The following is a 25,918-nucleotide window of genomic DNA, read 5'->3' as shown; positions in this document are numbered from 1 at the left end:
TTCGTCGCGAGCCTCCGAGCGGGAAGCACCGGACCGGGATTTAAGCGGCGCGCCGCCGCGCCCTCGACCATGCAGATCAACGGTCCGACGAGCCGGATCGGAATCGCCCTGACCCTGCTGATCGGACTCGCCTCGATGGGGTACGGCGCGTACAGCTACACCACGCAGTCGGCGGCGCTCGACTCCACCGTCGAGGTGACGGCGACGGTCACCGACACGTCCGTCGAGCGAAACAGCGGCAGGCGGAGCGTCTCGTACGTCCCGCAGGTGACCTTCCAGTACCGCTACGAGGGGGAGCAGTACGCCTCCTCGAACGTGTATCCGGGGACGCTCGGCAAGGACTTCGACACCGAGGCGGCCGCGAGGGACGTCCTGGAGCCGTACGAGCCGGGGGAGACGACGACGGCGTACGTGCCGACCGACGACCCCGGTGACGCCTTCCTCGAACACGAGCGGAGCAACAAGCCCTTCCTGCTGATCGGCGTGGGGGTCCTGTTCGTCCTGAGTGCGGCCTACTCGGCGATCAGGAACTAGAACCCGCCCCAGCGAAGGTAGACCATCACGACGACGATGGCGAGCTGGAAGAGCCCCTGCAGGCCGCTGAGTCGCGCGTTTCGCATCCCGATCCGGCTGACCACCTCGGGGTCGGGGTCGCCCGACGCCAGCTGGCGGTAGATGCGCACCTCGCCGGGGAGGAGGACGCCGAAGCCGAGGACGGTGAGGACGGTGACGATGGCGAGCGCGAGGAGGATGGTGGGCGAGGTCATGCCGAACGCGGAGGCGGTGACGGCGAGGTAGGCGCCGCCGCCGAGGAGGGCCACGGCGAAGGCGGCGAGCCACCGCGGGTCGTCGAGGGCGTCGAACTGCCAGCCGATCAGGAGGAGCGCGGGGACGGTCGACGCCAGCGTCAACAGGGCGATCCACGGGTCGGCGTGGGGGAACACCCCCATGCGCTCGGCGAGCGTGACGCCGCCGCCGATGGTGACGAGCGCGAGCGACGGCATCAGGAACGCCATCTTGGGCGTGAACCGCTGGAAGACGCTGGCGCGTTCCTCGACGGGGAGGCCGCCGAGGACCGGGCCGAGGACGATGGCCATGAAGAGGTCGATACCGGTCCACAACACCCCCGCCATGACGTGGACGTAGATGTGCTGGACGACGGGCGCGAACACGAGCGCGTAGGCGAGGGCGGCGACGGGGACGGCGACGGCGCCGACGGCGAAGGCCGGATTCGCTCGCCGTCCCATGCCCCGAATCGTTCCCCGAACGGTCGCTGCCATGTGGGGACCGAGCGAGCGAGCGGGCAAAAGCGTTGGCCGATCAGAGCAGGACGCCGTCCCGGAGCAGCGTGATCAAGAGCGTCAGGACCGGGACGCTGGCGATGGTCGTCACGAAGATGGTCATGGTGAGGTACTCGGAGGCCGAGAGCCCCTCGCGCTCCGCCACGTCGCTGTACGAGAGGGTGAGCGCGAGGGGGATGAGCGCGACGGGCGTCGCACACAGCAGGACGAACACCCGGGCGACGGCGACGTCGCCGAACTCCCCGAGCGCGAGGGCGACGCCGAGGCCGGCCACCGGGGCGACGACGAGTTTGATGATCGACGGTCGGATCACCCGGCGGACGTTGCCGTACTCGAGGCCGTAGAGCTGGACGCCGACGATGACGAGCATCAGCGGGATGGAGGCGTCGCCGACGAGCTGGGTGGTGGACATGAACGTGCCGTCGGCGGGGGGTGCGATCCCCAGGAACCGGACGACGCCCGCGGCGGCGATGGCGTAGACGAGCGGGAGGCGGAAGATCTCCTTGATCGCGCCGATGCCCGCCTCGCCGCCGCCGCGGGAGGCGACGTAGACGCCGAGGGTGTACATCAGGAACGACTGCGCGGTGATGTAGAGGACGGCGGTCGTCCGGCCGATGTCGCCGAAGGCGAACTCGGCGAGCGGGATGCCGTAGAAGCCGGCGTTGGGGAGCGCTCCCGCCAGCACGTCCGCGCTCCGGTAGGGTTCGGGGACGCCCAGCAGCCGGTCGGCGAGTTCCGCGAGCGCCATCATGGCGGCGACGAAGAGGCCGACGCCGACGAAGATGCGGACGACGGTGCCGCCCGAGAGCGTCGTCGTGACGATGCTGTAGAAGATGAGCGCGGGGAGGAAGAGATAGAGCGCCACGTCGTTCAGGGGGTCGACGTCGACGTCGAGCGCGGCGGCGAGCACGTAGCCGAGACCCATGACCGACACGATGGGGAGGATGGCCGACGTGAACGCGGAGACGAGGGACATGGAGGGCCGGTCGCCGTCGGGGCGTCTCAACCTCCGTGTGGGAGCAAGGGCTTCCGCTTCCGAAAGGGCAGGTTTCAAGCGCGGCCGGCGCCGACGACGCGACATGTACGACCGACTCAAGGGGTTCCGCGACTTCTACCCCGAGGAGATGGCCGCCAGGCGGGCGGTGGCCGACGTGCTGGAGGGGACGGCCCGGCGGTACGGGTTCCGCGAGATCGGAACGCCGGCGCTGGAGGCCGTCGACCTCTACACCGACAAGAGCGGCGACGAGATCGTCGAGGAACTGTACGCCTTCGAGGACAGGGGCGGCCGCCACGTCGCCCTGACGCCGGAACTGACGCCGACGGTGGCGCGGATGGTCGTCGCGAAGGGGCAGGAACTCCAGAAGCCGATCAAGTGGATGTCGACCCGGCCGTTCTGGCGGTACGAGCAGGTCCAGCAGGGCCGCTTCCGCGAGTTCTACCAGACCAACGTCGACGTCTTCGGGTCGGCGGAGCCGACCGCCGACGCCGAGATCCTGGCGTACGCGGCCGACGCCCTCACGGCGCTCGGACTCGAGGCCGCGGACTTCGAGTTCCGGGTCTCCCATCGCGACATCCTCGGCGGCCTCCTCCGGGCGTTCGACGCCGACGTGGACGTCCGCGAGGCGATCCGCGCGGTCGACAAGTCGGCGAAGATCGACCCCGCGGAGTACTACGACCTGCTGCACGAGGCGGGGCTCTCCTACGGGCAGGCCGAGCAGTTCGACGAGTTGCTGGCGAGCGAGGACCTCGACGAACTCACGGACTTCGCGGGCACGGACGACGTGGCCGACGCGGTGGGGAACTTACGGGAGGTGCTGGACGCCGCCGCCGACTTCGGCGTCCGCGAGTACTGTTCCGTCTCGCTGGAGACGGCCCGCGGCCTCGATTACTACACCGGGACCGTCTTCGAGTGCTTCGACACGCAGGGCGAGGTGTCCCGGGCCGTCTTCGGCGGCGGCCGGTACGACGACCTGATCGAGAGCTACGGCGGCCAGCCCACGCCCGCGGTGGGCGTCGCGCCCGGCCACGCCACCCTCTCCTTGCTCCTCCAGCGCGCGGGCGAGTGGCCCGAGGAGGCGCTCTCGACGGACTACTACGTCCTCTCGGTTGGCGACACGCGGGGGACGGCCGCGCGGGTGGCCCGCGACCTCAGGGATCGGGGCCACGTCGTCGAGACGGACCTCGCGGGTCGGAGCTTCGGCGCGCAGATGTCCTACGCCGACGGCGTCAACGCCGAGACGGTCGTCATCGTCGGCGAGCGTGACCTGGAGAACGGCGAGGTGACGATCAAGGAGATGGAGAGCGGCGACCAGACGACCGCACCCGTCGACGACTTCCCCGGCGACCGCGACCGGCCGACCTACGACGACTTCGAGTAATAAAGGGACTCGCTCTCTCTTTCCATCCGTCCGTTTCCGATGCGCTAACGGCCGTTCGGTTGCCACAGTTCCCCACTATTCCCAATATTTTTGTAGAATCGCAACCAATCGATCGGTGGAGCCATGAAGGGGCTCGTCATCGCCACGGACGGCTTCGAGGACAGCGAGTTCAACTATCCGTACCGCCGCCTCCAGGAGGAGGCGTGGGACGTCGACGTCGCGACGCCAGACGGCGACGCCATCGACGGCAAACACGGGTACACCTTCGAAGCGGACTGGGCCATCGACGAGCACGACGCCGACTGGTGGGCCGACGAGTACGACCTCCTCGTGATTCCCGGCGGCGGTTCGCCGGAGAGCCTGCGAACCGAGGCGCCGGAGGCGGCCGACGTCGTGGCGGCGTTCGACGAGCGGAACAAGCCCATCGCCGCCATCTGTCACGGCGCTCAGTTGCTCATCAGCGCCGACGTCCTCGAGGGCCGCGAGGCGACGGGGTACTGGCCGCTCGAAGTCGACATCGAGAACGCGGGGGCGACGTACGTCGACGAGTCCGTCGTCGTCGACGGCAACCTCGTCACCTCGCGCGTCCCCGACGACCTGCCGGACTTCATGAGCGAGACGCTCTCGGCCGTCGAGTCGGCCGCCGTCCCGGCCTGATTCCCGTCGCCGATCCTCGCGCCGAACTCAATCTGATTTGTTCTATCTAAAGTCCGTTGGTAAGATTTAAGTAGCGACCGTCGGTCACCAGATGTTGCGGTTGGACACCGACGACCCCAACATATGGGGTTAACCGTCCGGAGGCACGAACAGTGACGACTATGGACTGTCCCGACTGCGGCCACGGCCGAACCAACGTCGTCGACACGGGCGCGACCGATTCGATGACCGTGCGGCGGCGACGGGAGTGTCAGCGCTGTTCGTTCCGGTTCACGACGTACGAGCGCCCCGAGTGGGAGACGTTGCAGGTGAAAAAGCGGGACGGGAGCATCGAGCCCTACGACCGGGACAAACTGCGTGCGGGGATCGAGCGGGCGGTCGAGAAGCGCCCGGTCGACGACGACACCGTGACGGCCCTCGTCGACCGCGTCGAGGACGCGCTCCGCGAGCGCGACACGCGCATCGTCTCGACGACGCTCGTCGGGGACGTCGTCTCCGAGGAACTGCGCGCGGTCGACAAGGTGGCCTACATCCGCTTCGTCTCGGTCTACGAGGCCTTCTCCGATCCCGAGGAGTTCCTCCGCGAACTCGACGCCGTCCTCGACGGCGACGACGCCTCCGACGCCAGCGGGTCCGCCGCGACCACACCGAATCATGAGTCATCCCGAACCGACGACGATCAGTGACGCCGTTCGAACCGTACTGAACCGCGCACGCACCGCCGACGCCGAGGTCGTCGACGACGAGACGGTCGACGAACTCGTCGCCGAGGCCGAGCGCAACCTCTACGAGGGCGCCGACGAGGCGGAACTCTTCGAGGGCATCCTCCAGGTCCTGACCGCGCGCATCGAGCGCGAACCGGCGTACAAGCACATTGCCGCCGACGTCTTCCGCCAGCGGTACTACCGGGAGGTCATCGGCGAGGATCTGACGGGCTTCGAACTCGACCGCGCCTACCGGGAGACGTTCGTCGAGAACGTCGAGCGCGGCGTCGAACGCGACATCCTCGACGACCGGCTGACCGAACTGTTCGACCTCGACGCCCTGGCCGCGTATCTCGTCCCCGAGCGGGACGAGCGCTTCGAGTACATGGCGCTGGACACGCTCTACCAGCGCTACTTCCTCAAGACGACCGACGGCGAGCGGCTCGAACTCCCGCAGGCGTTCTGGATGCGGGTCGCGATGGGGCTGGCCCTCGACGAGGACGACCCGCAGGCGCGCGCCGAGGAGTTCTACGACGTCCTCTCGACGCTCGAGTTCACCCCCTCCTCGCCGACCCTGTTCCACAGCGGGACGCGGCACCCACAGCTCTCCTCGTGTTACCTGACGACGATCCCCGACGATCTGGAGGGGATCTTCGAGGCCTACAAGTCCCACGCGAAGCTCTCGAAGTGGAGCGGCGGCCTCGGCAACGACTGGACGAACGTCCGCGCTGCGGGGTCGCTCATCTCCTCGACGGGCGTCGAGTCGACGGGGACGGTCCCCTTCCTCCGCATCTCCAACGACGTGACGGCCGCGATCAACCGCTCGGGGAAGCGACGCGGGGCGGCCTGTGCGTATCTGGAGTGCTGGCACCTCGATTTCCCCGAGTTCCTCGATCTGAAGCGCAACACCGGCGACGAGCGCCGGCGCACGCCCGACATGAACACGGCGGCGTGGATCCCCGACCTCTTCATGAAGCGCGTCCGCGAGGGCGGCGAGTGGACGCTCTTCTCGCCCGACGAGGTGCCGGACCTCCACGAGACCTACGGCGAGGAGTTCGAGGCGACCTACCGCGAGTACGAACGGCGGGCCGAGGCGGGCGACCTCCGCCAGTACGAGACGGTCGACGCCGAGGAACTCTGGCGGAAGACCCTCACCCGCCTGTTCGAGACCGGACACCCCTGGATCACGTTCAAGGATCCCTGTAACGTCCGGTCGCCGCAGGACCACGAGGGGGTCGTTCACTCCTCGAACCTCTGTACGGAGATCACGCTCAACACGAGCGAGGACGAACACGCGGTCTGTAACCTCGGCAGCGTGAACCTCGCGACCCACGTCGCCGACGGCGAACTCGACCGCGAACACCTGGCCGACACCATCGGGACGGCGATGCGGATGCTCGACAACGTCGTCGACCTCTGTTTCTACCCCACCGAGGAGGCCGAACGCTCGAACCTGCGTCACCGGCCGATCGGCCTCGGGACGATGGGCTTTCACGAGGCGCTCATGGAGGCGGGGATCCCGATGGCGAGCGACCGCGCCGTCGAGGCGGCCAACCGCTGGCAGGAGTTCGTCTCGTATCACGCGATCCTGCACTCCTCGAAACTCGCGAAGGAGCGTGGCGCCTACCCCTCCTACGAGGGGTCGAAGTGGGACCGGGGACTGCTCCCGCAGGACACCGTCGACCTGCTGGAAGCGGAACGCGGCGTCGAGGTCCCGACCGACCGGGCGGAGACCCTGGATTGGTTCGCCGTCCGGGAACACGTCGCGGACCACGGGATGCGCAACTCCAACACGATGGCAATCGCGCCGACGGCGACCATCTCCACCATCAACGGGACGACCCCATCCATCGAGCCGCTGTACTCGAACCTCTACGTCAAGTCGAACATGAGCGGCGACTTCACGGTCGTCAACGACCACCTCGTCGACGCCCTCCGCGAGCGCGACCTCTGGGACGAGGAGATGGTCGACCGCATCAAGTACCACGACGGCTCGATTCAGGACGTCGAGGCGATCCCCGAGGACGTCCGGGAACTGTACCGGAGCGCCTTCGAGATCGATCCGCGCCACCAACTGCGGCTGACCGCCGCGCGCGGGACGTGGATCGACCAGTCCGTCTCGCACAACGTGTTCTTCCCGAGTACGGACGGCTCGCTCCTTGACGACGTCTACCGGACGGCGTGGGAACTCGGGCTCAAGACCACCTACTACCTGCGCACCCTCGGCGCCTCACAGATCGAGAAGTCGACCCTCGACATGGCGGAGTACGGCAAGACTCAGCACCGGGACGGCGGCACCGGGACTGGGCCGGCGACCGACGCCGAGACGACCGACGCCGAGACGACCGACGCCGAGTCCGACGACCTCTGTCGGGTCGAGGATCCGACCTGCGACGCCTGCCAGTGACCGCTCGCCGACCGACCCACACCACACACCCATGCCAGTAATCGCCAACGACGATCAGCACGACCCGAACAAGATCCTGCCCATCGACTACGACTGGGCGCGCGAGTACTACGAATCCGGCGTCGCGAACAACTGGGTTCCCCAAGAGATCCCGATGCAGGACGACGTCCGGCAGTGGAACGGCGACGCGCTCACCGAGGGGGAGCGACGGCTCGTCGAGTGGAACCTCGGCTTCTTCTCCACCGCGGAGTCGCTGACCGCGAACAACGTCGTCCTCGCGCTCTACGAGTACGTGACCGCGCCGGAGTGCCGACAGTACCTCCTCCGGCAGGCCTACGAGGAGGCCATCCACACGGACACGTTCATCTACTGCTGTGACTCCCTCGGGTTCGACCCCGAGTACATGTACGGGATGTACGACCGCATCCCGTCGATCAGCGAGAAAGACGAGTTCGTGGTCGACCTGACGCGGGCCATCGACCGCGACGAGTTCACCATCGAGACGGACGCTGACCTCCGCGAGTTCCTCCGCGATCTGGTCGGGTTCTACGTCATCATGGAGGGCGTGTTCTTCTATGCGGGCTTCGCCATGATGCTCGGCCTGAAGCGGCGGAACAAGATGGTCGGCATCGGCCAGCAGTTCGAGTACATCATGCGCGACGAGTCGCTCCACGTCGGGTTCGGCGTCGACCTGATCAACCAGATCCGCTCCGAGAACCCCGGCGTCTGGACGGAGGAGTTCGGTCGGGAAGTGACCGACCTCGTCACCGAGGCGGTCGAACTCGAACGGATCTACGCCCACGAGGCGTGTCCCGACGACGTGCTGGGGATGAGCGGCGAGGGGTTCGCGGACTACGTCGAACACGTCGCGGATCGACGGCTCGAACAGTTGGATCTCCCCGCTCAGTACGGCACCGACAACCCGTTCCCGTGGATGTCCGAACAGGTCGACCTGAACAAGGAGAAGAACTTCTTCGAGACGCAGGTGACGGAGTACCGGAGCGGCGGGTCGCTGGACTGGTGAGGGCGGCCGACTGCCGTCGTCCCCCGGCCGTCGTCTCGGCCCCGCCGTCGATCCGCGACCTATAACTTCGCGGCGCCCGGACCCCCGCCGATGCCGACCCGTGCCTTCCGCATCGCCTACGACGGTCGGCCGTACGCGGGCTTCCAGCGCCAGCCCGACCGGCCGACCGTCGAGGACGCCCTCCTCGACGCGCTCCGTGCCCTCGGCGTCCTCGACGGCGACGTGCCGCGGGGGTACGCCGCCGCGGGGCGCACGGACGCCGGCGTCTCGGCGCTGGCCCAGACCGTCGCCTTCGAGGCGCCCGAGTGGCTCTCGCCCGCCGCGCTGAACGGGGAGCTCCCGGGGACGGTCCGGGCGTGGGCGAGCGCCGACGTTCCCGCGGACTTCCACGCCACCCACGACGCGACCCGGCGCACCTACCGCTATCACCTGTACGCGCCCGACGTCGACGACGACCGCGCCCGCGCGGCGCTCGACCGACTCTCGGGCGAGGCGGACTTCCACAACCTCACGACCGACGACGAGGGGACCGTCCGGCGCCTCGACGCGGCCGGCGAACGGGACGGGGCGTTCCTCGTCCTGACGCTCTCGGCGGGCGGGTTCGCCCGGCACATGGTCCGTCGGATCGCGTCGCTGGTCCGGGCGGTCGGTACCGGCGAGAGCGACCCCGAGCGCGTGGATCGGGTCCTCGGTCCCGAGTCCCTCGACGGGCCGGCGGGCGTGCCCACCGCGCCGGCGACGCCGCTCGTCCTCGCGGACGTGACCTATCCGGGCGTCGCGTTCGCCGTCGACCCCGACGCGGCCGAGAGCGCGCGCGACGTCTTCGGGGAGCGTCGGGTGGCGGCGCTGACCGCCGAACGGGTCGTCGGCGACCTGTGTGACGGAATCGAGTGAGTGGCGTTGCGGGGCGGTGCGGGACGGAGCGGTGCGGGGCGGTACGGTGCGGAGGAGTGCTGTGCGGTGCGGAGCGGTCCAGCACGACCGACCGCGACTCGCTCCCGAGGGAGCGAGTCGCGGCCGTTTTTGGTCCAGCTTTTTGCGAGGAGCGGTCGCGCGAAGCACGACCCGACGAAGTAAAAAGGTGGGTGTTGTAGCTGGGGTCATGCCCGAGCGCACAGCCGTCGTGCTCGCCGGCGGTCGGTCGACGCGGTTCGGCGACGAGGACAAGGCGGTCGCGCCCCTCGCGGGGACGCCCATGATCCGGCGGGTGGTCGACCGGGTCGCCCCGGCCGTCGACGCCGTCGTCGTCAACTGCCGGGCCGAACAGGTGCCGGCGATCAGCGACGCCCTCGACGGCGCGGCCGTGCCGGTTCGGTTCGCGGAGGACGAGTACCCCGACGAGGGACCGATGGCGGGGATGGCGACGGGGCTTCGCGCCGTCGACACCGAGTACGCCTTCGTCGTCGCCTGTGACATGCCCTTCGTCGACGCCGACTTCGTCGCGTACCTGTTCGAGCGGGCGGCGGGCCACGACGCCGCCGTCCCCCGGCCGGAGCAGTGGTTCGAGACCACCCACGCGGTCTACCGGGCGGCGGCGATGGCCGACGCCTGCGAGGCGGCGCTGGCGGCCGGCGAGGAGCGGATCGTCGCCCCGCTGTTCGACCTGGATTTCGTCGTCGTCGACGCCGCGGAGGTGCGCGACCACGGCCACCCCCACACGTTCGAGAACTGCAACACCCGGGAGGACTTCGTCGACGCGGAGCGACGGCTGGAGGGCTAGTCGATCACGTCGACCACTTCGGGCTCGGCCATCCGCGCGAGCACCACGCGGGACACGTCGGCTCGCTCGTGGACGGCGGCGGCGACGTCCCGACCCGTCGCCGCCAGTTCCTCGTCGTCGACCATGTTGATCAGCGGCACGACCGTCGCCGTCGGGGGGACGCGCTTGCGGCCGCCGGCGCGACTCGCGAGGACGGTCCCCACGTCCTCGGCGCGGATCGGATCGCCGAGCGACCGGCCGGTGAGGGCCGCCACCCGTTCGGGCCGGTGGACGTGGTCCTCGGTGAGGGGCTTGCCGACCACGCGAGCGCTCGCGACGGGGATCACGGTGTCGGCGGTGGCGGGCACCTGCGGTTCGCTTTCGTTCGGCGCCTTCAGCAGGCGGGTGCGGGCCCCGTCGGCTTTCACCAGCACCGTCTCTGGCCCCGGCGTCGCGCGGATGGCGGTGACCGTCTCGCGGTCGTAGCCGAGGTAGCGATCCGACCGCTCGCGCTCGGGCACGAGGCCGAGCGGCCAGTCCGTCGCGTCGCGGAGCGCGCCGACGGGGTCGCGCGTGACGCGCACCGCCGCGACGTGGTCGTCGAAGATGGGGATGCGAACGGTGGCGGTGACGACGGCGCGGTCGATGCGGTCGGCGAGGGCGTACAGCGTGGTCTTCTTCCCGCCGGCGCCGACGACGCAGACGAGTTTGGCGTCGGCCCCGAGGGCTTCGACGAGGTTCATGGACCCGCTTTCGCGTCCAGTCACTTCGGCGTACCGACGGCGGCCGCGGGGACGGGGCGATCAGGCCCGGCCGCGGACGACCGTCTGTTCGTGGTCGGGGAAGACGGCCTCCACGGCGTCGTCGCCCTCGCGGTCCGCGAGGAGGGCGCGGAGTTCGGCCTCGTAGTCGGCCCGGGGGATCGCCTCGCTCGGACCGACGCGAACGTCGAGGTGGGTGTCGACGAGGCGGTCGACGGCGCCCCGCCCGAAGCCGGTGAGGGGTGCGAGGTAGTCGACGCCGTGGCGATCCTCGAGGCTCTGGGCCGTCGCCCGGGAGACGGTGGGGACGCGGTCGTCGCGCCGGGTGCCGTCGGCGACGGCGGCCACGTCGAGGGCGGCCACGCGTTCGAGGGCGTGTTCGTGAACCGCTTGGATGCCGTTTCGGGGGTAGCCGTCGTCGACCATCCGGTCGACGGCGTCGGCGGCCACGTCGGGGTCCAGGTCGAGCGTCCGGAAGGGGGAGTCGAGGCGCTCGGCCGCCCGCCGGGCGTGTCGCCAGTCGTCGGTGATCCCGAAGGTGGCGGTGACGAGGGTCACGTCGTAGAACCGGTCGAGCGCGAGCGCCGCGAGCGCCGAGTCCTTCCCGCCGCTGAACAGGAGTGCGGCGTCCACTATCGACGGCGGATGTCGAAGCTCTTGTCGGGCGTGAGCTCCTTCAGCAGCTTGCGCATCTGGTCCTCGTCGATGCGGTCCTGGATGCGGCCGCTCTGAGCGAGGGCGACGATCTGCTGTTCGACCTTGTCGGCGACCTCGGGTTTCGACATCTGGACGGCGTTGAGTCGCTGGCGCGCGCCGTCGGTGAGGTGCTGTTTCAGGAGCGCCTGCTTCTGGGCCTCGGCCTGCTCTTGGGCGGCCTGCTGGGCCTCCGCCCGGTCGCCGGCGCCGCCGCCGCCCTCCTGGGCCTGCTCTTTGAGTTCCTGCATCTTCTGCTGGCGAAGCTCCTCGATCCGTTCGTCGTCGGGGTTTCCACTCATAGGTACGGATTCCGTCGAAGCGGTGAAAACGATTTCGGACGTTCGGACTACGCGTACTTCTCGAGTTCCGGTCGGTCGAGGTCGTCGAGGACGTCCGCGGCCACCTCGTCGAGGAGGCTCTGGCCCTCGGGCGTGGCGACGCGCCCCTCGCCCTGTGCGGTCGAGACGAGGTCCTCGTCCTCGAGCTGCTGGAGGATGGTTCGGATGATCTTCTTGCTGCCGGCCTCGGTGTGGTTGGCGGCGACGCGGTAGCGGGTCGAGCCCTGCTTGCGGTCGCCGTAGGCGGTCGAGAGCCGGTCGACCCCGACGGGGCCGTCGACGGCGACCTTTCGCAGGAGGCTCGCGGCGCGCGTGGCCCAGAAGTCCTCCTGCTGGGGCGGGAGTTCCTTGCTGGTACCGGTCTTGGCGTAGTTCACCCAGCCGGGCTCCTCGATGCGGTCGGCGAGCCGGTCGGCGAGCTCGTCGATGAGCGCGTCCGCCGGCACGTCGTAGAGGGTTACCATTGGCGCAGGGTTCCCGCGGACGGCGTTTAAACCCATCGTATTAGCCGCGCGCCGGCTACGACCGGACGCCGACGACGCCGGTGGCGAGGCCGCCGAGCACCGTCGGCGTCCAGTAGACCATCCCCCGGAAGACGACGACGGCGGCGAGCGCGATCGGTTCGGTGACCGTCGGGAGCGGCGCCGCCACCAGCAGGACGACGAGGACGCTCTCGATGCCGCCGGCGCCGCCGGGGAGTGGCGTCACGCCCGCGATGGCGCCGATGGGGACGACGAAGAGCGCGACGGAGAGGGGAATGGGGGTGCCGATGGCCCTGAAGGCGAGCCACAGACCGAGCATCTGGAAGAACCAGCCGACCGAGGAGAGCGCGAGCGCGACGGCGAGCCCTCGGGGGTTCGCCGCCACGCGCTCGATGGCGCGAAAGAAGCCGTTGATCCGGCCCTCGATCCCGCCGACGGTCGGCACCGGCATCCGGGGAACGTGACGCGCCACCCGGCGGACGGCCGGCGTCACGAGGCCGACCACCCGCCGCTCCAGCCGGTAGCGGCGCTGCCAGCCGAGGTAGACGAGCGCGGGCACGCCGACGGCGAGCCCGATCACCGCGACGAGGGCGAGTTCGAGCCGTCGACTCGTGCCGAAGGCCGTCTCGGTGACGAAGTAGCCGACGCCGATGAGCGCGATGGTGATCGAGGGGACGAAGTTGAGCGTGTCGACGCTCGCGATGGCGGCCAGTCCGGTCTCGTACTCGGTGTCGGCCACCCGCGAGATGAGCAGGGCGGTGATCGGCTCGCCGCCCGCCTGGCCGAAGGGGGTGACGTTGTTGGCGAACATCGCGCCGGTGAAGACGAACAGCGCCTCGGGGACCGACAGCGACACCCCGAGGACGTCGAGCACGGTCCGGAGGGCGAACCCCCAGGCCGCCAGCCAGCCGAGCGTCACGAGAAAGACCAGGCCGACGAGCCGCAGGTCGGCGTTCGCCAGCTGGGCGAGGAGGTCGTCGACGCCGGCGAGCGAGAAGAGGACGGCGAAGACGACGAGCGCACCGGCGAACCCGAGGACGGTCGCCCGGAGTCGTCCGCCAGCCATGTCTCGGCCGAGGGGGAGCCCACGCATTAACCCTCCGAATCGGGACCGCGTCGGGGGTTTTTGTTTCGCGGCCGCGAACCCCGGCCATGGACGAACGGAGCGCGCTGGCATCCCTCGCCGAACTCGTCGACGGGGCGGGCGACGACGCGGCGGTGATCGACGGGCTGGTTCTGACGACGGACATGCTCCACGAGCGCACGGACTTCCCGTCGGGGGTGAGTCGGTACACGGCGGGCTGGCGGACCGTCGGCGCGTCGCTGTCGGACGTGGCGGCGATGGGCGGGGCGGCGACGGCGGCCGTCGCCGCCTACGGGGCGCCGGCGTTCGACCCCGACGAGATCGAGGCGTTCGTCGCGGGCGCGACCGACGTCTGCGAGGCGGTCGACGCCCGGTACGTCGGCGGTGACCTCGACGATCACGACGAGTTCACCGTCGCCGGCGCCGTCGTCGGCCGGGCCGAGGAGCCCGTCTACCGCCACGGCGCCGCCCCCGGCGACGCCGTCTACGTGACCGGGACGCTCGGTCGGACCGGCGCCGCCATCCGCGAGTTCGAGGCCGGCAACCGGGAGCGGGGGAACGACCTCTTCCGGTTCGAGCCGCGGGTGGGGGCCGGGCGGGCGTTGGCCCCCGTCGCCACGGCGATGATGGACTCCTCGGACGGCCTCGCTCGCTCGCTCCACCAGCTCGCGGCGGCGAGCGACTGCGGGTTCGAGGTGTCGTGGGACCGGTTCCCGGTCGACCCGGGCGTCGACGCCGTGGCCGCCGACGAGGCCGAGCGGCGGGAGCTTTCGGCCTTCTTCGGCGAGGATTTCGAACTCGTGTTCACGGCGCAGTCGGCCGATCTGGAGGCGATTCGGCCGTCGCTTCCGGTGCCGGTGACCCGACTCGGTCGGGTGACCGAGTCGGGGGTCGTCGCCGACGGCGAGCCGCTACCGGACCGGGGATACGACCACTAGCCGAGCAGCTGGATGGGCACCAGCAGGAAACAGAGCGCGCCGAGGGCGAAGGTGAGGACTCCGAGGACCTGCCGTTTCCAGCCGAGCGGCGTCTCGTCGGCGGGGTTCGCCGGGCCGTTGTAGGCGATGATCGTCGCGAACAGGCCCCAGACGGCCCACAGCCCGACCGACTCGTTGAACCCGAGGTTCCGGACGTAGTAGAGATACCCCGCGAGCGAGAAGAGGGCGAGCGGCACGAGGGAGGCGACCGTCTCCTGCCGGCGCCCGAGCATCGCTCGCACCATGTGACCGCCGTCGAGTTGGCCGACCGGAAGCAGGTTGAGGACGGTGAAGAACATCCCCACCCAGCCCCCGATGATGACCGGATGGACCGTCTTGGTCGGGTCGGCGTAGCTAGTGGGCTGGCCGAGCGCCCGGGCGATCAGGTCGAGCAAGGGCGGGTTGTTGAAGACGATGATCCGGCCGGACGCGTCGACGACGTTCGGGGGAATGGTCATCGGGTCGAGCGAGAGCCCGATGGCCGTCACGACGACGGTGGCGGCGAGGCCGGCGAGCGGGCCGGCGACGCCGATGTCGAACAGCGTCTTCCGGTCGGGCATCCGCCCCCGCATCCGGATGATGGCTCCGAGCGTCCCGAACGGGACGACGAAGGGGATGAGGTAGGGGAGGGACACGTCGACGCCGTGATACCGGCCGACGAGGTAGTGGCCGAGTTCGTGGGTCGTCAACACGCCGAGTACGGCGGCGGTGAAGGGCCACGCCCGCAGGACGAGCAGGGGGTTGGCCGCGAGTTCGGCCGGTGGAATGTAGTACCAGGCCACGGCGCCGACGAACAGCGTCGAGAGCACCGTCGCGACGAAGAGCGCGAGGTTCGTCCACGGAACCCCGTCGATGCGGCCGTCCGCGGGGGTGGCGACGACCACCGTCTCCCACGGCTCGCGCCCGGCCTCCAGATCCAGTCGGTAGCCGGCGCGCCGGAAGGGCTCCCGGAGTTCGTCGACCAGGGACCGCTTCGGCACCAGCGGCTCGCCGTAGTAGCGAAGGCGGTCGCCCTCGCGGTCGGTTTCACGGACGTAAAACACCGTTTCGAGGGCCTCTGACGGCGGTCCGTCGGCTCCGTCCATCGGTATCGGGTAGGTCGCTCAGCGGTATAAAACCCGTGACAGCGGGGGCGGGGCGCGGGGGAACGGGGCGGCGTGGCGCAGCGGGGACGGGGGAATCAGGCGGCCTCGATTCGCCACGTGGTCGCGCTCGTGTACGACCACTTCTCGACGGTGAGGTCCGAGGCCGAGTCCCGGAGCTTGACCATCAGGGCGCCGATCTCCTTGGGCGAGAGGTCGACCTCGTCCGCGATGAACTTGCTCTTGAAGTAGTGTTCACCGTCCTGGGCCTTCGAGAGGAGGTACTGCTTGAGCCGCTCCTCTTTGGACGCACTGTCGTCGGAGTCGGTGGAGGGGTCTGCGGTTGCGCTCATTGGGTTTCGCCTCGACTCTCCGTATACCCCGGAGGATGTTATAAAGGCAGGAACGTTCGGAGCAGTTCGGGCAGTTTTACCGATTTTCCCGATTTCGCGAAACATTCAGAACCTTTTACGAGCCCTCGAAACGTTTTACAGGCCGCTCAAAGCGTTTGTTTCTGAGAAATTTTGTAGAATATATCTGCGCGGGGTCGGGCGCCGATCCGGCGTCTCAGGCCTTCTCGTGGATCCAGAACTCCTCGTCGGCCGTGGACTCCTTCTTGAAGATGGGCACCTCGTCCTTGAGGCGGTTGATGCCGTCCTCGACGGTGTCGAAGGCCTCCTCGCGGTGGCCCGCGAGGACGACGACGAAGACGATGTCCTCGCCCTCGCCGATGACGCCGGTCCTGTGGTGCATCAGCACCTCGAAGACGCCGTCGCGCGCCTCGAGTTCGCTCCGGATGGTCCGCATGCGGTCGGCGGCGACGCCCTCGTACTTCTCGAACTCCAGGTGCGTGGTCGGAGCGTCGTCCTCGCCGTCCTTCACCCGGACGCGGCCGGTGAAGGTGGCGATGGCGCCGGACCGCTCCGCCATGGGCGACGCCTTGGCCCGCTGGACGAGCGATTCGAGCGTGACGCGGGGGTCGAGGTCGTCGACGACGTCGAGGATCGGATCGAGGTCGGCCTCGGCCGCCTCGGGGACGGTCGCGACGATCTCGCCCGCGGCCTCGGCGTCGCCGATGGCGACCGTCGGGAGGCGTGCGTCCGCGAAGCCGACGGTGAGGGCGTACTCGTAGTCGGGCGTCAGCGAGTCAAGCAGGTCGTCGAGCGTCTCGCCGTCGCCGGCACCGATCCACGAGCCGTCGGCCGAGAGGCCGTAGGCCGCGCCGGCGTCGGTGTCGCGGGCGGCGGTTTCGGGGAGGGTCTCCACGGTCGCGACCCGGCCGTCGAGTCGCGGGACGAGACGGTCGGCCAGGTCGACGGCGTCCGGACCGACGAGGTTGAGCGTCTTCATACGTCGAGAAGCGGGCGCGGACCCTTAACTGTGACTCGACGGCCCACGCGGACGACTCACGCACGGTGGACGCTTGACAACCCTTAAGCCGGCCTCGTGGCTACCGGACGCGTAATGCGAGTCGTGATCTCCATCGGCGGGAGCGTCCTCGCGCCGGACCTCGACGCCGACCGCGTCGCGGGCCACGCGGCGGCGGTCGAGGGCCTCGTCGACGAGGGCTGCGAGGTCGGCGCGGTCGTCGGGGGCGGCGGCGTCGCCCGCGAGTACATCGGGACGGCGCGTCAGCTCGGCGCCAACGAGGTACAGCTGGATCAGTTCGGCATCGACGTGACGCGGCTCAACGCCCGCCTGCTGATCGGGGCGCTCGACGACCTCTCGGCACCCTCTCCGGCCCACGATTACGAGGAAGCCGGCGAGGCGTTGCGCCGGGGCGACGTGCCGGTCATGGGCGGGGTCATGCCCGGCCAGACCACCGACGCCGTGGCGGCGGCGCTCGCGGAGTACGTCGACGCCGACCTGCTGGTCTACGCCACGAGCGTCGACGGCGTGTTCAGCGCCGACCCCGCCACCGACGCCGACGCGGAGCAGTACGACCGGCTCACGGGCTCGCAACTCGTCGACCTGATCGCACCAATGAGCCGCGGGGCCGGCGCGTCGGCACCCGTCGACCTGCTGGCGGCGAAGCTCATCGAGCGCTCGAAGATGCGCACGATAGTCCTCGACGGCACCGACCCGGAACGGATCGAGGCGGCGGTCCTCCGGGGCGAACACACCGGCACCGACGTGGTGCCCGAGGGCTGTGACGAGGATCCGGACGGCTGGAGCCGATGAGCCACAACGCCTTCTGGGCCGACGACGTCGCCGACGAAATCGAGGCCCGCGACCCGGAGGACCCCATCGTGATCAAGGGCGGCGTCTCCCCCTCCGGGGTCCCCCACCTCGGCCACTTCAACGAGATCATGCGCGGCTACTTCGTCGCCGCGGTCCTCCGGGAGCGCGGCCACGAGGTCCGACAGGTGTTCACCAGCGACGACCGCGACGCCCTGCGGGCGGTGCCGCGCCGACTCGCCGATTCGGACTGGACCCTCGTCGGCCTCGGCGAGGTGGACGCCGGCGCCCTGGGACGCAACCTCGGCAAGCCCTACACGGACATCCCCGACCCCTTCGGCGAGAGCGACTCCTACGGCGCCCACTTCACCGACCTCTTGGCCCGGAGCGCCGAGGCCGTCGGCGTCCCCGTCGAGATGGTGTCGAACACCGCCCTCTACGAGTCCGGCGAGTTCGAGGCGGTCACCCGCGAGGTGCTGGCGAAGCGTGACCTCGCCCGCGAGGTCCTCGCCGAGTACCAGGACGGCGTCGACGAGGACTACGTCCCCTTCATGCCGCAGTGTTCGGCGTGCGGGAAGCTGACACAGGACGTCAGGGACGTCGACCTCGACGCCGGCGAGGTCGCCTACGCCTGTTCCGGCCTCGACGCCGGCGGCGACCACATCGACGGCTGTGGGCACGAGGGGACCGCGACGCTGCGGGAGGGCAAACTCCCGTGGCGCTTCGAGTGGCCCGCCCAGTGGAAGGTCCTCGGCGTCGACTTCGAACCGTTCGGGAAGGACCACGCCGAGGGGTCGTGGCCGAGCGGCGAGGAGATCGCCCGCCGCGTCCTCGACGTCGACCCGCCGGTGCCGATGACCTACGAGTGGTTCACGCTGGACGGCGAACCCCTCTCCTCCTCGTCGGGCAACGTGGTCACCGTCGACGAGGTGCTCGCCCTCCTCGAACCCGAGGTGTTGCGCTACTTCTTCGTGCGCAACCCGAAGCGAGCCAAGGACTTCGACCGGGAGCGCATCGACCTGCTGGTCGACGAGTTCGACCGCTTCGAGCGGGTCTACTTCGGCGAGGCGGACGACGAGGACCTGCGACCCCTCGCCGAGCGCGCCTACCCCTTCCTCGTCGACGAGGTTCGCGAGGAGCGGGTGCGCCTGCCCTACACCTTCGCCGCGGTCCTCGGCATGACCGACGACCGGGACCTCCGGATCCGGATGGCGCGCAACCAGGGCTTTTTCGACGACGACACCCCCGCGTGGGCGATCGAGGAGGCGCTCGAACGCGTCGAGCGGGCGCGGACGTGGGCCGAGCGGATGGACAACGCGTACAACTACCGCCTGCAGGCCGACCTGCCCGAGACGGACTTCGACCCGGACGTGGTCGCCGCGCTGGAGGACCTCGCGGACTTCGTGGCCGAGGGCCACGACGGCGAGGCGATCCAGGGCGAGATGTACGAGACGGCCCGGGACCACGGCGTCGAGGTGGGCGACTTCTTCGCGGCGGGCTACCGGCTCTTCTTCGACGACACCGAGGGGCCGCGACTCGGGGAGTTCCTCGGCGAACTCGACGAGTCGTTCGTGGTGAAACGGCTCCGACGGGAGGGGTAGCGGATGTGTGCAACGCGGATTCGACGGCCCGGTCCGCCGGTCAGTCCTGCCAGTCGGGGTCGGTCCGGGGCGGGCTGAAGAGGTCGACGCCCTCGAACGGTTCGTCGCCGCGGTTCTCGACGGCGTGGGGTTCGTCCCCGGGGATGACGTAGGAGTCGCCGGCGCCGACGACGCGCTCCTCGCCGTCGACCACGAAGACGGCCTCGCCGCGGGTGGCGAAGCCGGCTTGCTCGTGGGGGTGGCTGTGTTCCGGCACCGTCGCCCCGGGGTCGATGGTGTACCCCTGGACGCTGATCTTCTCCCCCGCGGCCAACTGCGAGAGGTGGACGTCGGGGACCGCTTCGGTCGTCTCGGCGTCGTCGCTGGATCGGATCTCCATACACCACCCCGGGTTCCCGGCGGGCTTAAAGCTCCGCACCCTCGACCCGCACCGCGTCGCCAGCCTCGACGCCGTCGGCGGCGCCCGCGGGGAGTTCGATCACCGTGTCGGCGGGCGCACGCCCGAGCCCCGTCCACGCGGACAGGCGGGAGACCCGCTCGACCCGCCCGTCCCGGAGCCAGAGGGCGTCGATGTCGAACGGGACGGCGACCATGTGGAGCGTCCGGGTCGCGACGCCGCCGAAGGGGAAGACGAGGGCCGAGCCGTCGGGGAACGAGCGGCGGAACATGAGGCCGCGGGCCTTCGCGAGAACGGAGTCGGCGACGGTCACGTCCGTGGCGAGAACGCGGCCGTCGCGGTGGATCACCCGGGCCACTACAGCCGACCCGAGGCGGTCGGGTTCACCCGGTCGGTCCGGGACGACCCGGCGGACTGCCCGTCGATGGAGTCGGCGATGGCGGTGAAGGCGGCGACGCCCGCCGCGGCGGCGACGCCGGTGACGACGACGCCGACGGCGAGTTCGACGAGGGGAGGGAGCAGGGCCGTGAGGGTGGCGACCACGGTGACCGCGAGGGGGACGGCGACGACGGCGAGGCCGACGGCGGCGACGCGGGCGCGGTTGCCGCGGGCCCGCGTCCAGGTCCGTTCGACCGCCCGCCCGATGGGTTCGCCGTCGCCGGCGACGGCGACGAACACCAGCGGCAGGTGGACGAGGACGACGAGGCCGGGGACGACGAGGGCGGCGAGGCCGACGCCGGCGGCGACGAGGCCGACGAGCGCGACGACGACGGCCCGCGCGTAGGTCAGCAGCGTCTCGGCGGGCGACTGCCCGCCCCCGAGCGCGTCGGTGTCGGGCGCGAACACCCGCACCAGCGCCGCGAGGACGGCGACGCCGGCGACGGTGGAGACGGCGAGGCCGCCGACCGCGCCGAGGACCGTGAGCGGGAGCACCACGTCGAACGTGACGCCGATCGTCTCCGCCATCCCGGACCGGTCGAGCAGCGTGTTGAGCGAGAGGTTCCACGCGGCGTCGACGACGAGCAGGGCGACGACGAGTCCGACGGCCCTGATGCCCACACCGTCGACCCCGCGACCCGCGGACGAATCTTGGAGGGTCATCGTCCGTTTCTGTGCGGCGACGACGACCTATATGTTTTTATCTAAATCTGATATGTGTCTGACGCACGTCTCACAGAGCGTCTCGGCCCTTCGAAATCGGTTCGTTCGTGTCTCACGTGCGTCTGACAGCATCGATACGTTTTACTGATCTGAAACCCGTTGGTCGCCCATGGATCGACGCGCCTTCCTCGTCGCCCTGACCCCCCTCGTGGCCGGTTGCTTCGGCGGAGAGCCGAGCGGATCGGACGCCACGGCAACCCCCACCGGGACGCCCGAACCGACCGCCACCGAGACGCCCGAACCGACCGCGACGCCGACGGCGACGGCAACCCCCGAACCCGAGGCGTCGCCGGAGGCAGCCCAGCAGATCGACGCCGCCCAGGACCGATTCACCGAGGCCGTCTACGTCTACACCGGCGGCGTCACCGACGACCTCCTGTCGGTGACCGCCGAGACGGAGGAGTTCCGGGCGCGGGACGTCCTCCTGCGGCTGGATCGCGTGCAGCGAGCGCTCGCCGAGGCGGAAGTCGAGGCGACGACCGACGAGCAACGGGAGACGGTCGACGCCCTCGATACGATGCAGCGGTTCCTCACGCTGGCGACCGACGCCCAGTCCTGGCTCGTCGACGGCCACGACGCCCTGCGCGAGGCGTACTCCCACATGGACGACAACGACCTGCAGGACGCCGAGGACGACATCGAACGCGTCGAGACGGCGTCCGAGGAGCTGTCGGACCCGACGAACACCCTCCAGGAGGAGATGGACGCCTCGGCCGCGTCGGTGACCGACGCCGTCAGCGAGGACGAGTACGAGTCGAAGGTGACCCAGTTGCTCGACGAGACGGAGACCCTCGACGCCCTCGGCGACGACGCGGCGGACATCCGGAACGGCCTCACGCTGATCGCCGACGCGCGCGACGACATCGACGACGACCGGACCGACGAGGCCGCCGACACGGCCGACCGGGCCTACGAGGTCCTGAGCGACGCGGAGGACCGGCTGGACGAACGGAGCAACGACCTCCCGGCGCGGGCCGACGCCTTCGCCGACGTCGTCGACGACCTGCTCGACCTGGCGTCGAGTCGCGCCTCGGAGGCGGAGAACATCCACGATCAGTACTCCTGACGGCCGCTCACGGGTCGGGTCCGCCCGCGTCCACGGCCGTGTGGGGTTCTCTCACAAGCGAGGATTTGACCCTCCGGGAGGGTTTTGCCCCGACGCCGAGAACGACCGGGTATGGACGCCGACGACCGCGGCTGCCCGAAGTGTGGCTCCACCGAGACCGACGTGGGGACGATCTCCACCACCGGGGGCGGCCTCAGCAAGATGTTCGACATCCAGACCAACTCCTTCCGGGTGGTGTCGTGTGTCGACTGTGGCTACTCGGAACTCTACCGCGACGCCGGGTCGCGGGGCAGCGACATCGTCGACGTGTTCCTCGGGTGAATGGCCGAGGGTGCCGCCGTCCTCGTCTCCGTCCTGCTCTTCGGAGTGGGGGCGCCGCTGGTGCTGTACTGGCTGGTCCGGGCCGAACGCGCGGACCGCGAGGTGATGGACCGCGAGGCGGCCGAGCGGACCGCGCGCCGGGACCTGCCGGACGACGAGCGTGACCGCCGCTGATCGCCGGGGGATTCTTGCCCGTTCCCCCGCTCGGCTACCCCATGGAGCGGACGCCGACGGGCACCCCGGTCGGGGTGGACGACCCGTACGCCCACGCCGGGCGGTGTGACCACCTGACCTCGGACGGGCGCTGCCGGTACGCGCTGGAACGCGCCGGCGACGACCCCGCGTTCGCCGCCGCCCGCCGCGAGGCCGGCTACGCCTGCGTCGCCGCCGACGAGGACGCCACGTGGCGGGACTGCCCCCACTACCGCTCGACGACCGACGGCCGGGAGTGCCGGCGGTGCGGGCTGGAGGACGTGCGGATCGCCCACGACGACAGCCGGCCGCTGCTGGAGGAACACCACCTGTCGTACGGCGGGAGCGACGACCCCACCCACGAGATCACGGTCGCGCTGTGTCGCTGGTGTCACGCCAAGGTCCACGCGGGGTGGGCGCGCGTCGACGACGACGCCGGCCCGGACGCCGAGGCCCTCGCCGCCCGCGAGGCGCGCCGGAGCGAGGAGCGACGGGAGTTCGGGTTCTCGACGGCCGCGGAGCGGGCGGATCGGGAGTGATCGGCCGTCGGCCTCCTCGGCGGCCGTCGCGACGTCCGGCCGACCGGTTCCGGACCGCTTTTACGCGCTACCCCACTAGGCGGCGGTAATGACCCGGATCGTCGTCGTCGACAACCACGGCCAGTTCACGCACCTGGAGCGGCGGGCGCTCCGCGACGCGGGCGTGGACACCGAAATCGTCGACAACACCACGCCCCCGGCCGACCTCGACGCGGACGGCCTCGTCCTCTCGGGCGGCCCCGACATGGATCGCATCGGACGCTGTGCGGAGTACCTGGAACTGGACGTGCCGGTCCTCGGCATCTGTCTCGGCATGCAGATCATCGCCGCGGAACTCGACGGCGCGGTCGGCCCCGGCGACTACGGCGGCTACGCCGACGTCGACGTCCGCATCGTCGACGACGACGACCCACTCGTCGGGTCGCTCGCCCCCGAGACGCGCGTGTGGGCGAGCCACGCCGACGAGGTGACGGCCCTCCCCGCCGGCTTCACGCACACTGCGGAGAGCGACGTCTGTGACATCGAGGCGATGAGCGATCCGGCGCGGGAACTCTACGGCGTCCAGTGGCACCCCGAAGTCGCCCACACCGCGGAGGGCGAGGAAGTGTTCGAGAACTTCATCGCCCGCTGTCGGTGAGAGCGGCGGCGTCCGTGACGCTCCCCCGGCCCGCCGCCCCACGGTTCGGTCCGGCGAAGGGAGGGATTTACGACGCCCCGTCTCGTCGAGCCCACAAATGACGGCCACCCAGTCCGACCTCGCGGGGCTGTCGCGGTACATCTTCACCGCCCCGAGCTGGTACGCCAGCCTCGGGTTCGCGCTCGTCATCGCCGCGATGGCGGGGGTCGCCGCCTTCGACTCCGGCGGCACGTCGCCGACGTGGCGAAACCTGCTCATCCTGGGTCGTGACGCCTGGCAGGGCATCTTCTTCATCGGTCTGCCGACGATCATCGCGTCGCTCGGGACGACCGGCGTCGACCGGTTCGTCGGCGGCAAACTCACGCCGAATCGCTCCTCGCTGCTGGCGTTGCTCTGTGAACTCATCCTCGTCGCCATCGTCACCGCGGCGGGCATCGTCTCGCTGGTGACGCCGCTGGGGCAGACCTTCGTCTACGACGCGTTGATCATCGCGCTGGCCTCCATCTTCGCCTTCCGACTGCTGGTGGTCATGGCCGTCTCCCAGTCCTCGCTCCTGATCGCCGCGGTGCCCGCGAGCCTCCAGACGGTCGTCTCCGCGCTCTTCCTGTTCGTCTACAGCGGCACCGTCCGGTATCTGGAACTCGGCGGCCCGCTGGTCGACGCCTACCTGATGCCGTACCTCTCGCGGGCCTCGGAGGCGCCGCCGGAACTGTGGGTCATCGACGCCAACCACTTCCTGCTGCTCGGGGTCACCTGCGTGATCTACGCCGGCGCCGTCTACACGTTCATCCGGGTGATCGACCGGCCGTGGCAGCGCAGCCTCGGCGTGTCCGTCCTCGATTTCATCAGGGGCTTCGTCGGCCACGTCGCCGAGGGCTCCCGGGAACTCGAGGACTTCTTCGAGAAACTCGGGGAGGAGGCCGTCGTCCCCGTGACGGTGCTGTCCTTCCGCGACGACGACGGGGCCGAGAAGGCGCGGTTCGTCCTCCCGATGATCCACCCGGGACCGATGGGGGAGATCGGGGGCGGGAACTTCCCCGTCCGCGTCGCCGAACACACCGAGGGGCTCGTCTTCCCGCCCCACGCCACCGCCGGTCACGACTTCAACCTCGTGACCGAACGCGAAGTCGACGCCATCCTCGACGCCATCGACGCCGCGGGGGAGCGACTCACGTACGACCCGGAGGCGACCCGGAGCGTCCGCACGGAGTCGGGGGAGGCGTCGATGCTCGGCCAGGCCTTCGGCGACGACGCCCTCCTGGTCGCCACCTACGCTCCGGGCTTCGCCGACGACGTGGAGTACGGCGTCGGCCTCTCGGCCGCGGCGGAGGCCCGCACCGTCGGCCTCGACGACGTGCTCCTCGTCGACGCCCACAACTCCAACAACGGCCTCCAGGGCGAGGACCTGGGCCACGTCACGCCGGGCAGCGAGCGCGCGTTCGACATGATCTCGGCGGCGAAGCGGGCGGGCCAGCGGTTGAGCGAGGCGCCGCGCGGTCGTGTCGACCTCGGCGTCGCCTGGGACCGGACGGACTGGGACGCGCTCGACGGCATCGGCCCCCTCGGCGTCCGCGTCGCCGTCGTCGAGGTGGCGGGCCAGCACACGGCGTACGTCCTCGTCGACGGCAACAACATGGTGCCCGGCCTCCGGGGTCGCGTCGTCGACGCGGTGACCACCGGCGGGTCCATCGACGCCGCCGAGGTGATGACGACGGACACCCACATCGTCAACAGCGTCGAGGCGGACAACCAGGTCGGCGCCGCCATCGACCACGGCGAGTTCGTCGCGCTGATCGAGCGCCTGGTCGACGAGGCCGTCGCGGATCTGGAACCGGTGTCGGCGGCTCTGGCGACGGAACGCGCCGAGGTGACGGTCTTCGGCAACGACCGCACGGAGACGCTCGCCAGTCACGCGAACGCGCTCGTCTCGATGGGCGGGGCGCTCGCGGCGGTCATCATCCTCGTCGCGATGGCGGTCAGCGTCCTGATCTTCTTCCTCACAGGCTGAATTCGAGCGTGTCCACCGCGTCACAGCTCGGACAGCGGTGGCGGTACTCGACGCGCCGCCCCGCCGCGGTCACGCGCCACTCCCCCTCGGTGTCCTCGTGACCGCAGGCCGGACACGCCGCCCGCGACTCCTCGTAGTGGGCGCGGAGCCGACCGAACGGCGTCGAGCCGGATCGGTTCGTGGTTGACATGCGTTACCAATTATCTTTGTGACGTGTTAACTCTTTCC

The 25,918-nt window shown here is 70.1% G+C and carries 31 protein-coding genes; 17 read left to right on the top strand and 14 right to left on the bottom strand.

Annotation, left to right across the window (positions count from 1 at the left end; translation table 11 throughout):
• The first annotated feature begins 69 nt into the window (after positions 1–69).
• Positions 70–534 (top strand): DUF3592 domain-containing protein, encoded by a 465-nt coding sequence (locus NBT67_RS10305; protein ID WP_251341637.1) that lies wholly within the window; start codon positions 70–72, stop codon positions 532–534.
• Here NBT67_RS10305 and NBT67_RS10300 read toward each other — a convergent pair.
• Both NBT67_RS10300 and NBT67_RS10295 read right to left on the bottom strand, forming a co-directional pair.
• A complete protein-coding gene (locus tag NBT67_RS10300) occupies positions 531–1,247 on the bottom strand; it encodes a hypothetical protein (RefSeq protein WP_425498921.1) in 717 nt (238 codons plus the stop codon). The two genes, NBT67_RS10305 and NBT67_RS10300, sit on opposite strands and share 4 nt — an antisense overlap.
• Positions 1,248–1,320: 73 nt before the next feature.
• Positions 1,321–2,277, bottom strand: coding sequence for an AEC family transporter (locus NBT67_RS10295; protein ID WP_251341635.1), 957 nt, complete (start codon positions 2,275–2,277; stop codon positions 1,321–1,323).
• 103 nt (positions 2,278–2,380) lie between these two features.
• Between NBT67_RS10295 and hisS the strand changes: the two genes are divergently transcribed.
• The 7 genes from hisS to mobA all read left to right on the top strand — a co-directional run bounded on the left by hisS (position 2,381) and on the right by mobA (position 10,191).
• Positions 2,381–3,679, top strand: a complete 1,299-nt coding sequence (gene hisS, locus NBT67_RS10290) for a histidine--tRNA ligase (RefSeq protein ID WP_251341634.1) — start codon at positions 2,381–2,383, stop codon at positions 3,677–3,679.
• 123 nt (positions 3,680–3,802) lie between these two features.
• Complete coding sequence (locus NBT67_RS10285) at positions 3,803–4,336, top strand: type 1 glutamine amidotransferase domain-containing protein (RefSeq protein WP_251341633.1); 534 nt, start codon at positions 3,803–3,805, stop codon at positions 4,334–4,336.
• Between the two features lie 161 nt (positions 4,337–4,497).
• Entirely contained in the window at positions 4,498–5,022 is a 525-nt protein-coding gene (gene nrdR / locus NBT67_RS10280) for a transcriptional regulator NrdR (protein WP_251341632.1), read from the top strand.
• Positions 4,991–7,447, top strand: a complete 2,457-nt coding sequence (locus NBT67_RS10275) for a ribonucleoside-diphosphate reductase subunit alpha (RefSeq protein ID WP_251341631.1) — start codon at positions 4,991–4,993, stop codon at positions 7,445–7,447. Before nrdR ends, NBT67_RS10275 begins: the two co-directional genes overlap by 32 nt.
• Positions 7,448–7,478: 31 nt before the next feature.
• Positions 7,479–8,471 carry a ribonucleotide-diphosphate reductase subunit beta gene (locus tag NBT67_RS10270; protein ID WP_251341630.1) on the top strand — a complete coding sequence of 331 codons (993 nt, stop codon included), beginning with the start codon at positions 7,479–7,481 and terminating at the stop codon, positions 8,469–8,471.
• Positions 8,472–8,561: 90 nt separating this feature from the next.
• Complete coding sequence (gene truA / locus NBT67_RS10265; protein ID WP_251341629.1) at positions 8,562–9,365, top strand: tRNA pseudouridine(38-40) synthase TruA; 804 nt, start codon at positions 8,562–8,564, stop codon at positions 9,363–9,365.
• 208 nt (positions 9,366–9,573) lie between these two features.
• On the top strand, positions 9,574–10,191 hold the full coding sequence (gene mobA, locus NBT67_RS10260) for a molybdenum cofactor guanylyltransferase (RefSeq protein ID WP_251341628.1): 618 nt from the start codon (positions 9,574–9,576) through the stop codon (positions 10,189–10,191).
• On the opposite strand, the gene yqeC is transcribed toward mobA, so the two are convergent.
• From yqeC to NBT67_RS10235, 5 genes are read right to left on the bottom strand one after another with little or no spacing between them, the layout of a single operon-like run.
• The gene (gene yqeC, locus NBT67_RS10255; RefSeq protein WP_251341627.1) at positions 10,188–10,913 is read right to left on the bottom strand and encodes a selenium cofactor biosynthesis protein YqeC; all 726 of its coding nucleotides are present in this window, start codon (positions 10,911–10,913) and stop codon (positions 10,188–10,190) included. The two genes, mobA and yqeC, sit on opposite strands and share 4 nt — an antisense overlap.
• Positions 10,914–10,973: 60 nt before the next feature.
• Positions 10,974–11,564: a DUF7411 family protein gene (locus NBT67_RS10250; protein ID WP_251341626.1), complete on the bottom strand. Its 591-nt coding sequence runs from the start codon at positions 11,562–11,564 to the stop codon at positions 10,974–10,976.
• Complete coding sequence (locus tag NBT67_RS10245; RefSeq protein WP_251341625.1) at positions 11,564–11,926, bottom strand: DNA-binding protein; 363 nt, start codon at positions 11,924–11,926, stop codon at positions 11,564–11,566. The genes NBT67_RS10250 and NBT67_RS10245 overlap by 1 nt, the downstream gene beginning before the upstream one ends.
• Before the next feature lie 47 nt (positions 11,927–11,973).
• Entirely contained in the window at positions 11,974–12,429 is a 456-nt protein-coding gene (locus NBT67_RS10240) for a 30S ribosomal protein S19e (protein WP_251341624.1), read from the bottom strand.
• A gap of 55 nt (positions 12,430–12,484) precedes the next feature.
• The gene (locus NBT67_RS10235; RefSeq protein WP_251341623.1) at positions 12,485–13,513 is read right to left on the bottom strand and encodes a lysylphosphatidylglycerol synthase transmembrane domain-containing protein; all 1,029 of its coding nucleotides are present in this window, start codon (positions 13,511–13,513) and stop codon (positions 12,485–12,487) included.
• 86 nt (positions 13,514–13,599) lie between these two features.
• On the opposite strand from NBT67_RS10235, the gene thiL reads away from it, so the two are divergent.
• A complete protein-coding gene (gene thiL / locus NBT67_RS10230) occupies positions 13,600–14,469 on the top strand; it encodes a thiamine-phosphate kinase (RefSeq protein ID WP_251341622.1) in 870 nt (289 codons plus the stop codon).
• On the opposite strand, the gene NBT67_RS10225 is transcribed toward thiL, so the two are convergent.
• The 3 genes from NBT67_RS10225 to NBT67_RS10215 form a co-directional block, all read right to left on the bottom strand.
• Entirely contained in the window at positions 14,466–15,593 is a 1,128-nt protein-coding gene (locus tag NBT67_RS10225; RefSeq protein ID WP_251341621.1) for a site-2 protease family protein, read from the bottom strand. The two genes, thiL and NBT67_RS10225, sit on opposite strands and share 4 nt — an antisense overlap.
• A 95-nt stretch (positions 15,594–15,688) precedes the next feature.
• Positions 15,689–15,943: a DUF7123 family protein gene (locus tag NBT67_RS10220; protein ID WP_157689642.1), complete on the bottom strand. Its 255-nt coding sequence runs from the start codon at positions 15,941–15,943 to the stop codon at positions 15,689–15,691.
• 214 nt (positions 15,944–16,157) lie between these two features.
• Positions 16,158–16,940 carry a molybdopterin synthase gene (locus NBT67_RS10215; protein ID WP_251341620.1) on the bottom strand — a complete coding sequence of 261 codons (783 nt, stop codon included), beginning with the start codon at positions 16,938–16,940 and terminating at the stop codon, positions 16,158–16,160.
• A gap of 114 nt (positions 16,941–17,054) precedes the next feature.
• Here NBT67_RS10215 and pyrH point away from each other — a divergent pair, with 114 nt between their 5' ends.
• Both pyrH and lysS read left to right on the top strand, forming a co-directional pair.
• Positions 17,055–17,771, top strand: a complete 717-nt coding sequence (gene pyrH, locus NBT67_RS10210; RefSeq protein ID WP_251341619.1) for a UMP kinase — start codon at positions 17,055–17,057, stop codon at positions 17,769–17,771.
• Positions 17,768–19,369: a lysine--tRNA ligase gene (gene lysS / locus NBT67_RS10205; protein ID WP_251341618.1), complete on the top strand. Its 1,602-nt coding sequence runs from the start codon at positions 17,768–17,770 to the stop codon at positions 19,367–19,369. The genes pyrH and lysS overlap by 4 nt, the downstream gene beginning before the upstream one ends.
• 40 nt (positions 19,370–19,409) lie before the next feature.
• Here lysS and NBT67_RS10200 read toward each other — a convergent pair whose 3' ends face one another.
• From NBT67_RS10200 to NBT67_RS10190, 3 genes are read right to left on the bottom strand one after another with little or no spacing between them, the layout of a single operon-like run.
• Entirely contained in the window at positions 19,410–19,748 is a 339-nt protein-coding gene (locus NBT67_RS10200; protein ID WP_251341617.1) for a cupin domain-containing protein, read from the bottom strand.
• A 25-nt stretch (positions 19,749–19,773) separates the two neighbouring features.
• Complete coding sequence (locus NBT67_RS10195; RefSeq protein WP_251341616.1) at positions 19,774–20,124, bottom strand: DUF192 domain-containing protein; 351 nt, start codon at positions 20,122–20,124, stop codon at positions 19,774–19,776.
• Positions 20,124–20,867, bottom strand: coding sequence for a hypothetical protein (locus tag NBT67_RS10190; RefSeq protein ID WP_251341615.1), 744 nt, complete (start codon positions 20,865–20,867; stop codon positions 20,124–20,126). The genes NBT67_RS10195 and NBT67_RS10190 overlap by 1 nt, the downstream gene beginning before the upstream one ends.
• A 169-nt stretch (positions 20,868–21,036) precedes the next feature.
• Between NBT67_RS10190 and NBT67_RS10185 the strand changes: the two genes are divergently transcribed.
• The 6 genes from NBT67_RS10185 to NBT67_RS10160 all read left to right on the top strand — a co-directional run bounded on the left by NBT67_RS10185 (position 21,037) and on the right by NBT67_RS10160 (position 25,690).
• The gene (locus NBT67_RS10185) at positions 21,037–21,993 is read left to right on the top strand and encodes a hypothetical protein (protein ID WP_251341614.1); all 957 of its coding nucleotides are present in this window, start codon (positions 21,037–21,039) and stop codon (positions 21,991–21,993) included.
• A gap of 111 nt (positions 21,994–22,104) precedes the next feature.
• Positions 22,105–22,314, top strand: a complete 210-nt coding sequence (locus NBT67_RS10180; protein ID WP_251341613.1) for a zinc ribbon domain-containing protein — start codon at positions 22,105–22,107, stop codon at positions 22,312–22,314.
• Positions 22,315–22,488: a DUF8143 family protein gene (locus NBT67_RS10175; protein ID WP_251341612.1), complete on the top strand. Its 174-nt coding sequence runs from the start codon at positions 22,315–22,317 to the stop codon at positions 22,486–22,488. It abuts the gene before it with no gap.
• Between the two features lie 41 nt (positions 22,489–22,529).
• A complete protein-coding gene (locus tag NBT67_RS10170) occupies positions 22,530–23,045 on the top strand; it encodes a DUF7097 family protein (protein ID WP_251341611.1) in 516 nt (171 codons plus the stop codon).
• A gap of 88 nt (positions 23,046–23,133) precedes the next feature.
• Positions 23,134–23,682, top strand: a complete 549-nt coding sequence (locus NBT67_RS10165) for a GMP synthase subunit A (protein WP_251341610.1) — start codon at positions 23,134–23,136, stop codon at positions 23,680–23,682.
• A 97-nt stretch (positions 23,683–23,779) separates the two neighbouring features.
• The gene (locus NBT67_RS10160) at positions 23,780–25,690 is read left to right on the top strand and encodes a DUF2070 family protein (protein WP_251341609.1); all 1,911 of its coding nucleotides are present in this window, start codon (positions 23,780–23,782) and stop codon (positions 25,688–25,690) included.
• On the opposite strand, the gene NBT67_RS10155 is transcribed toward NBT67_RS10160, so the two are convergent.
• Positions 25,680–25,880 carry an HVO_0649 family zinc finger protein gene (locus NBT67_RS10155; protein ID WP_251341608.1) on the bottom strand — a complete coding sequence of 67 codons (201 nt, stop codon included), beginning with the start codon at positions 25,878–25,880 and terminating at the stop codon, positions 25,680–25,682. The genes NBT67_RS10160 and NBT67_RS10155 overlap by 11 nt on opposite strands.
• Between the last annotated feature and the right edge of the window lie 38 nt (positions 25,881–25,918).

Origin of the sequence: Haloplanus sp. GDY1 (assembly GCF_023703775.1) — an archaeon.
GTDB classification, from domain to species: Archaea; Halobacteriota; Halobacteria; order Halobacteriales; family Haloferacaceae; genus Haloplanus; species Haloplanus halophilus.
This window is presented reverse-complemented; position numbering and strand designations above follow the sequence as displayed.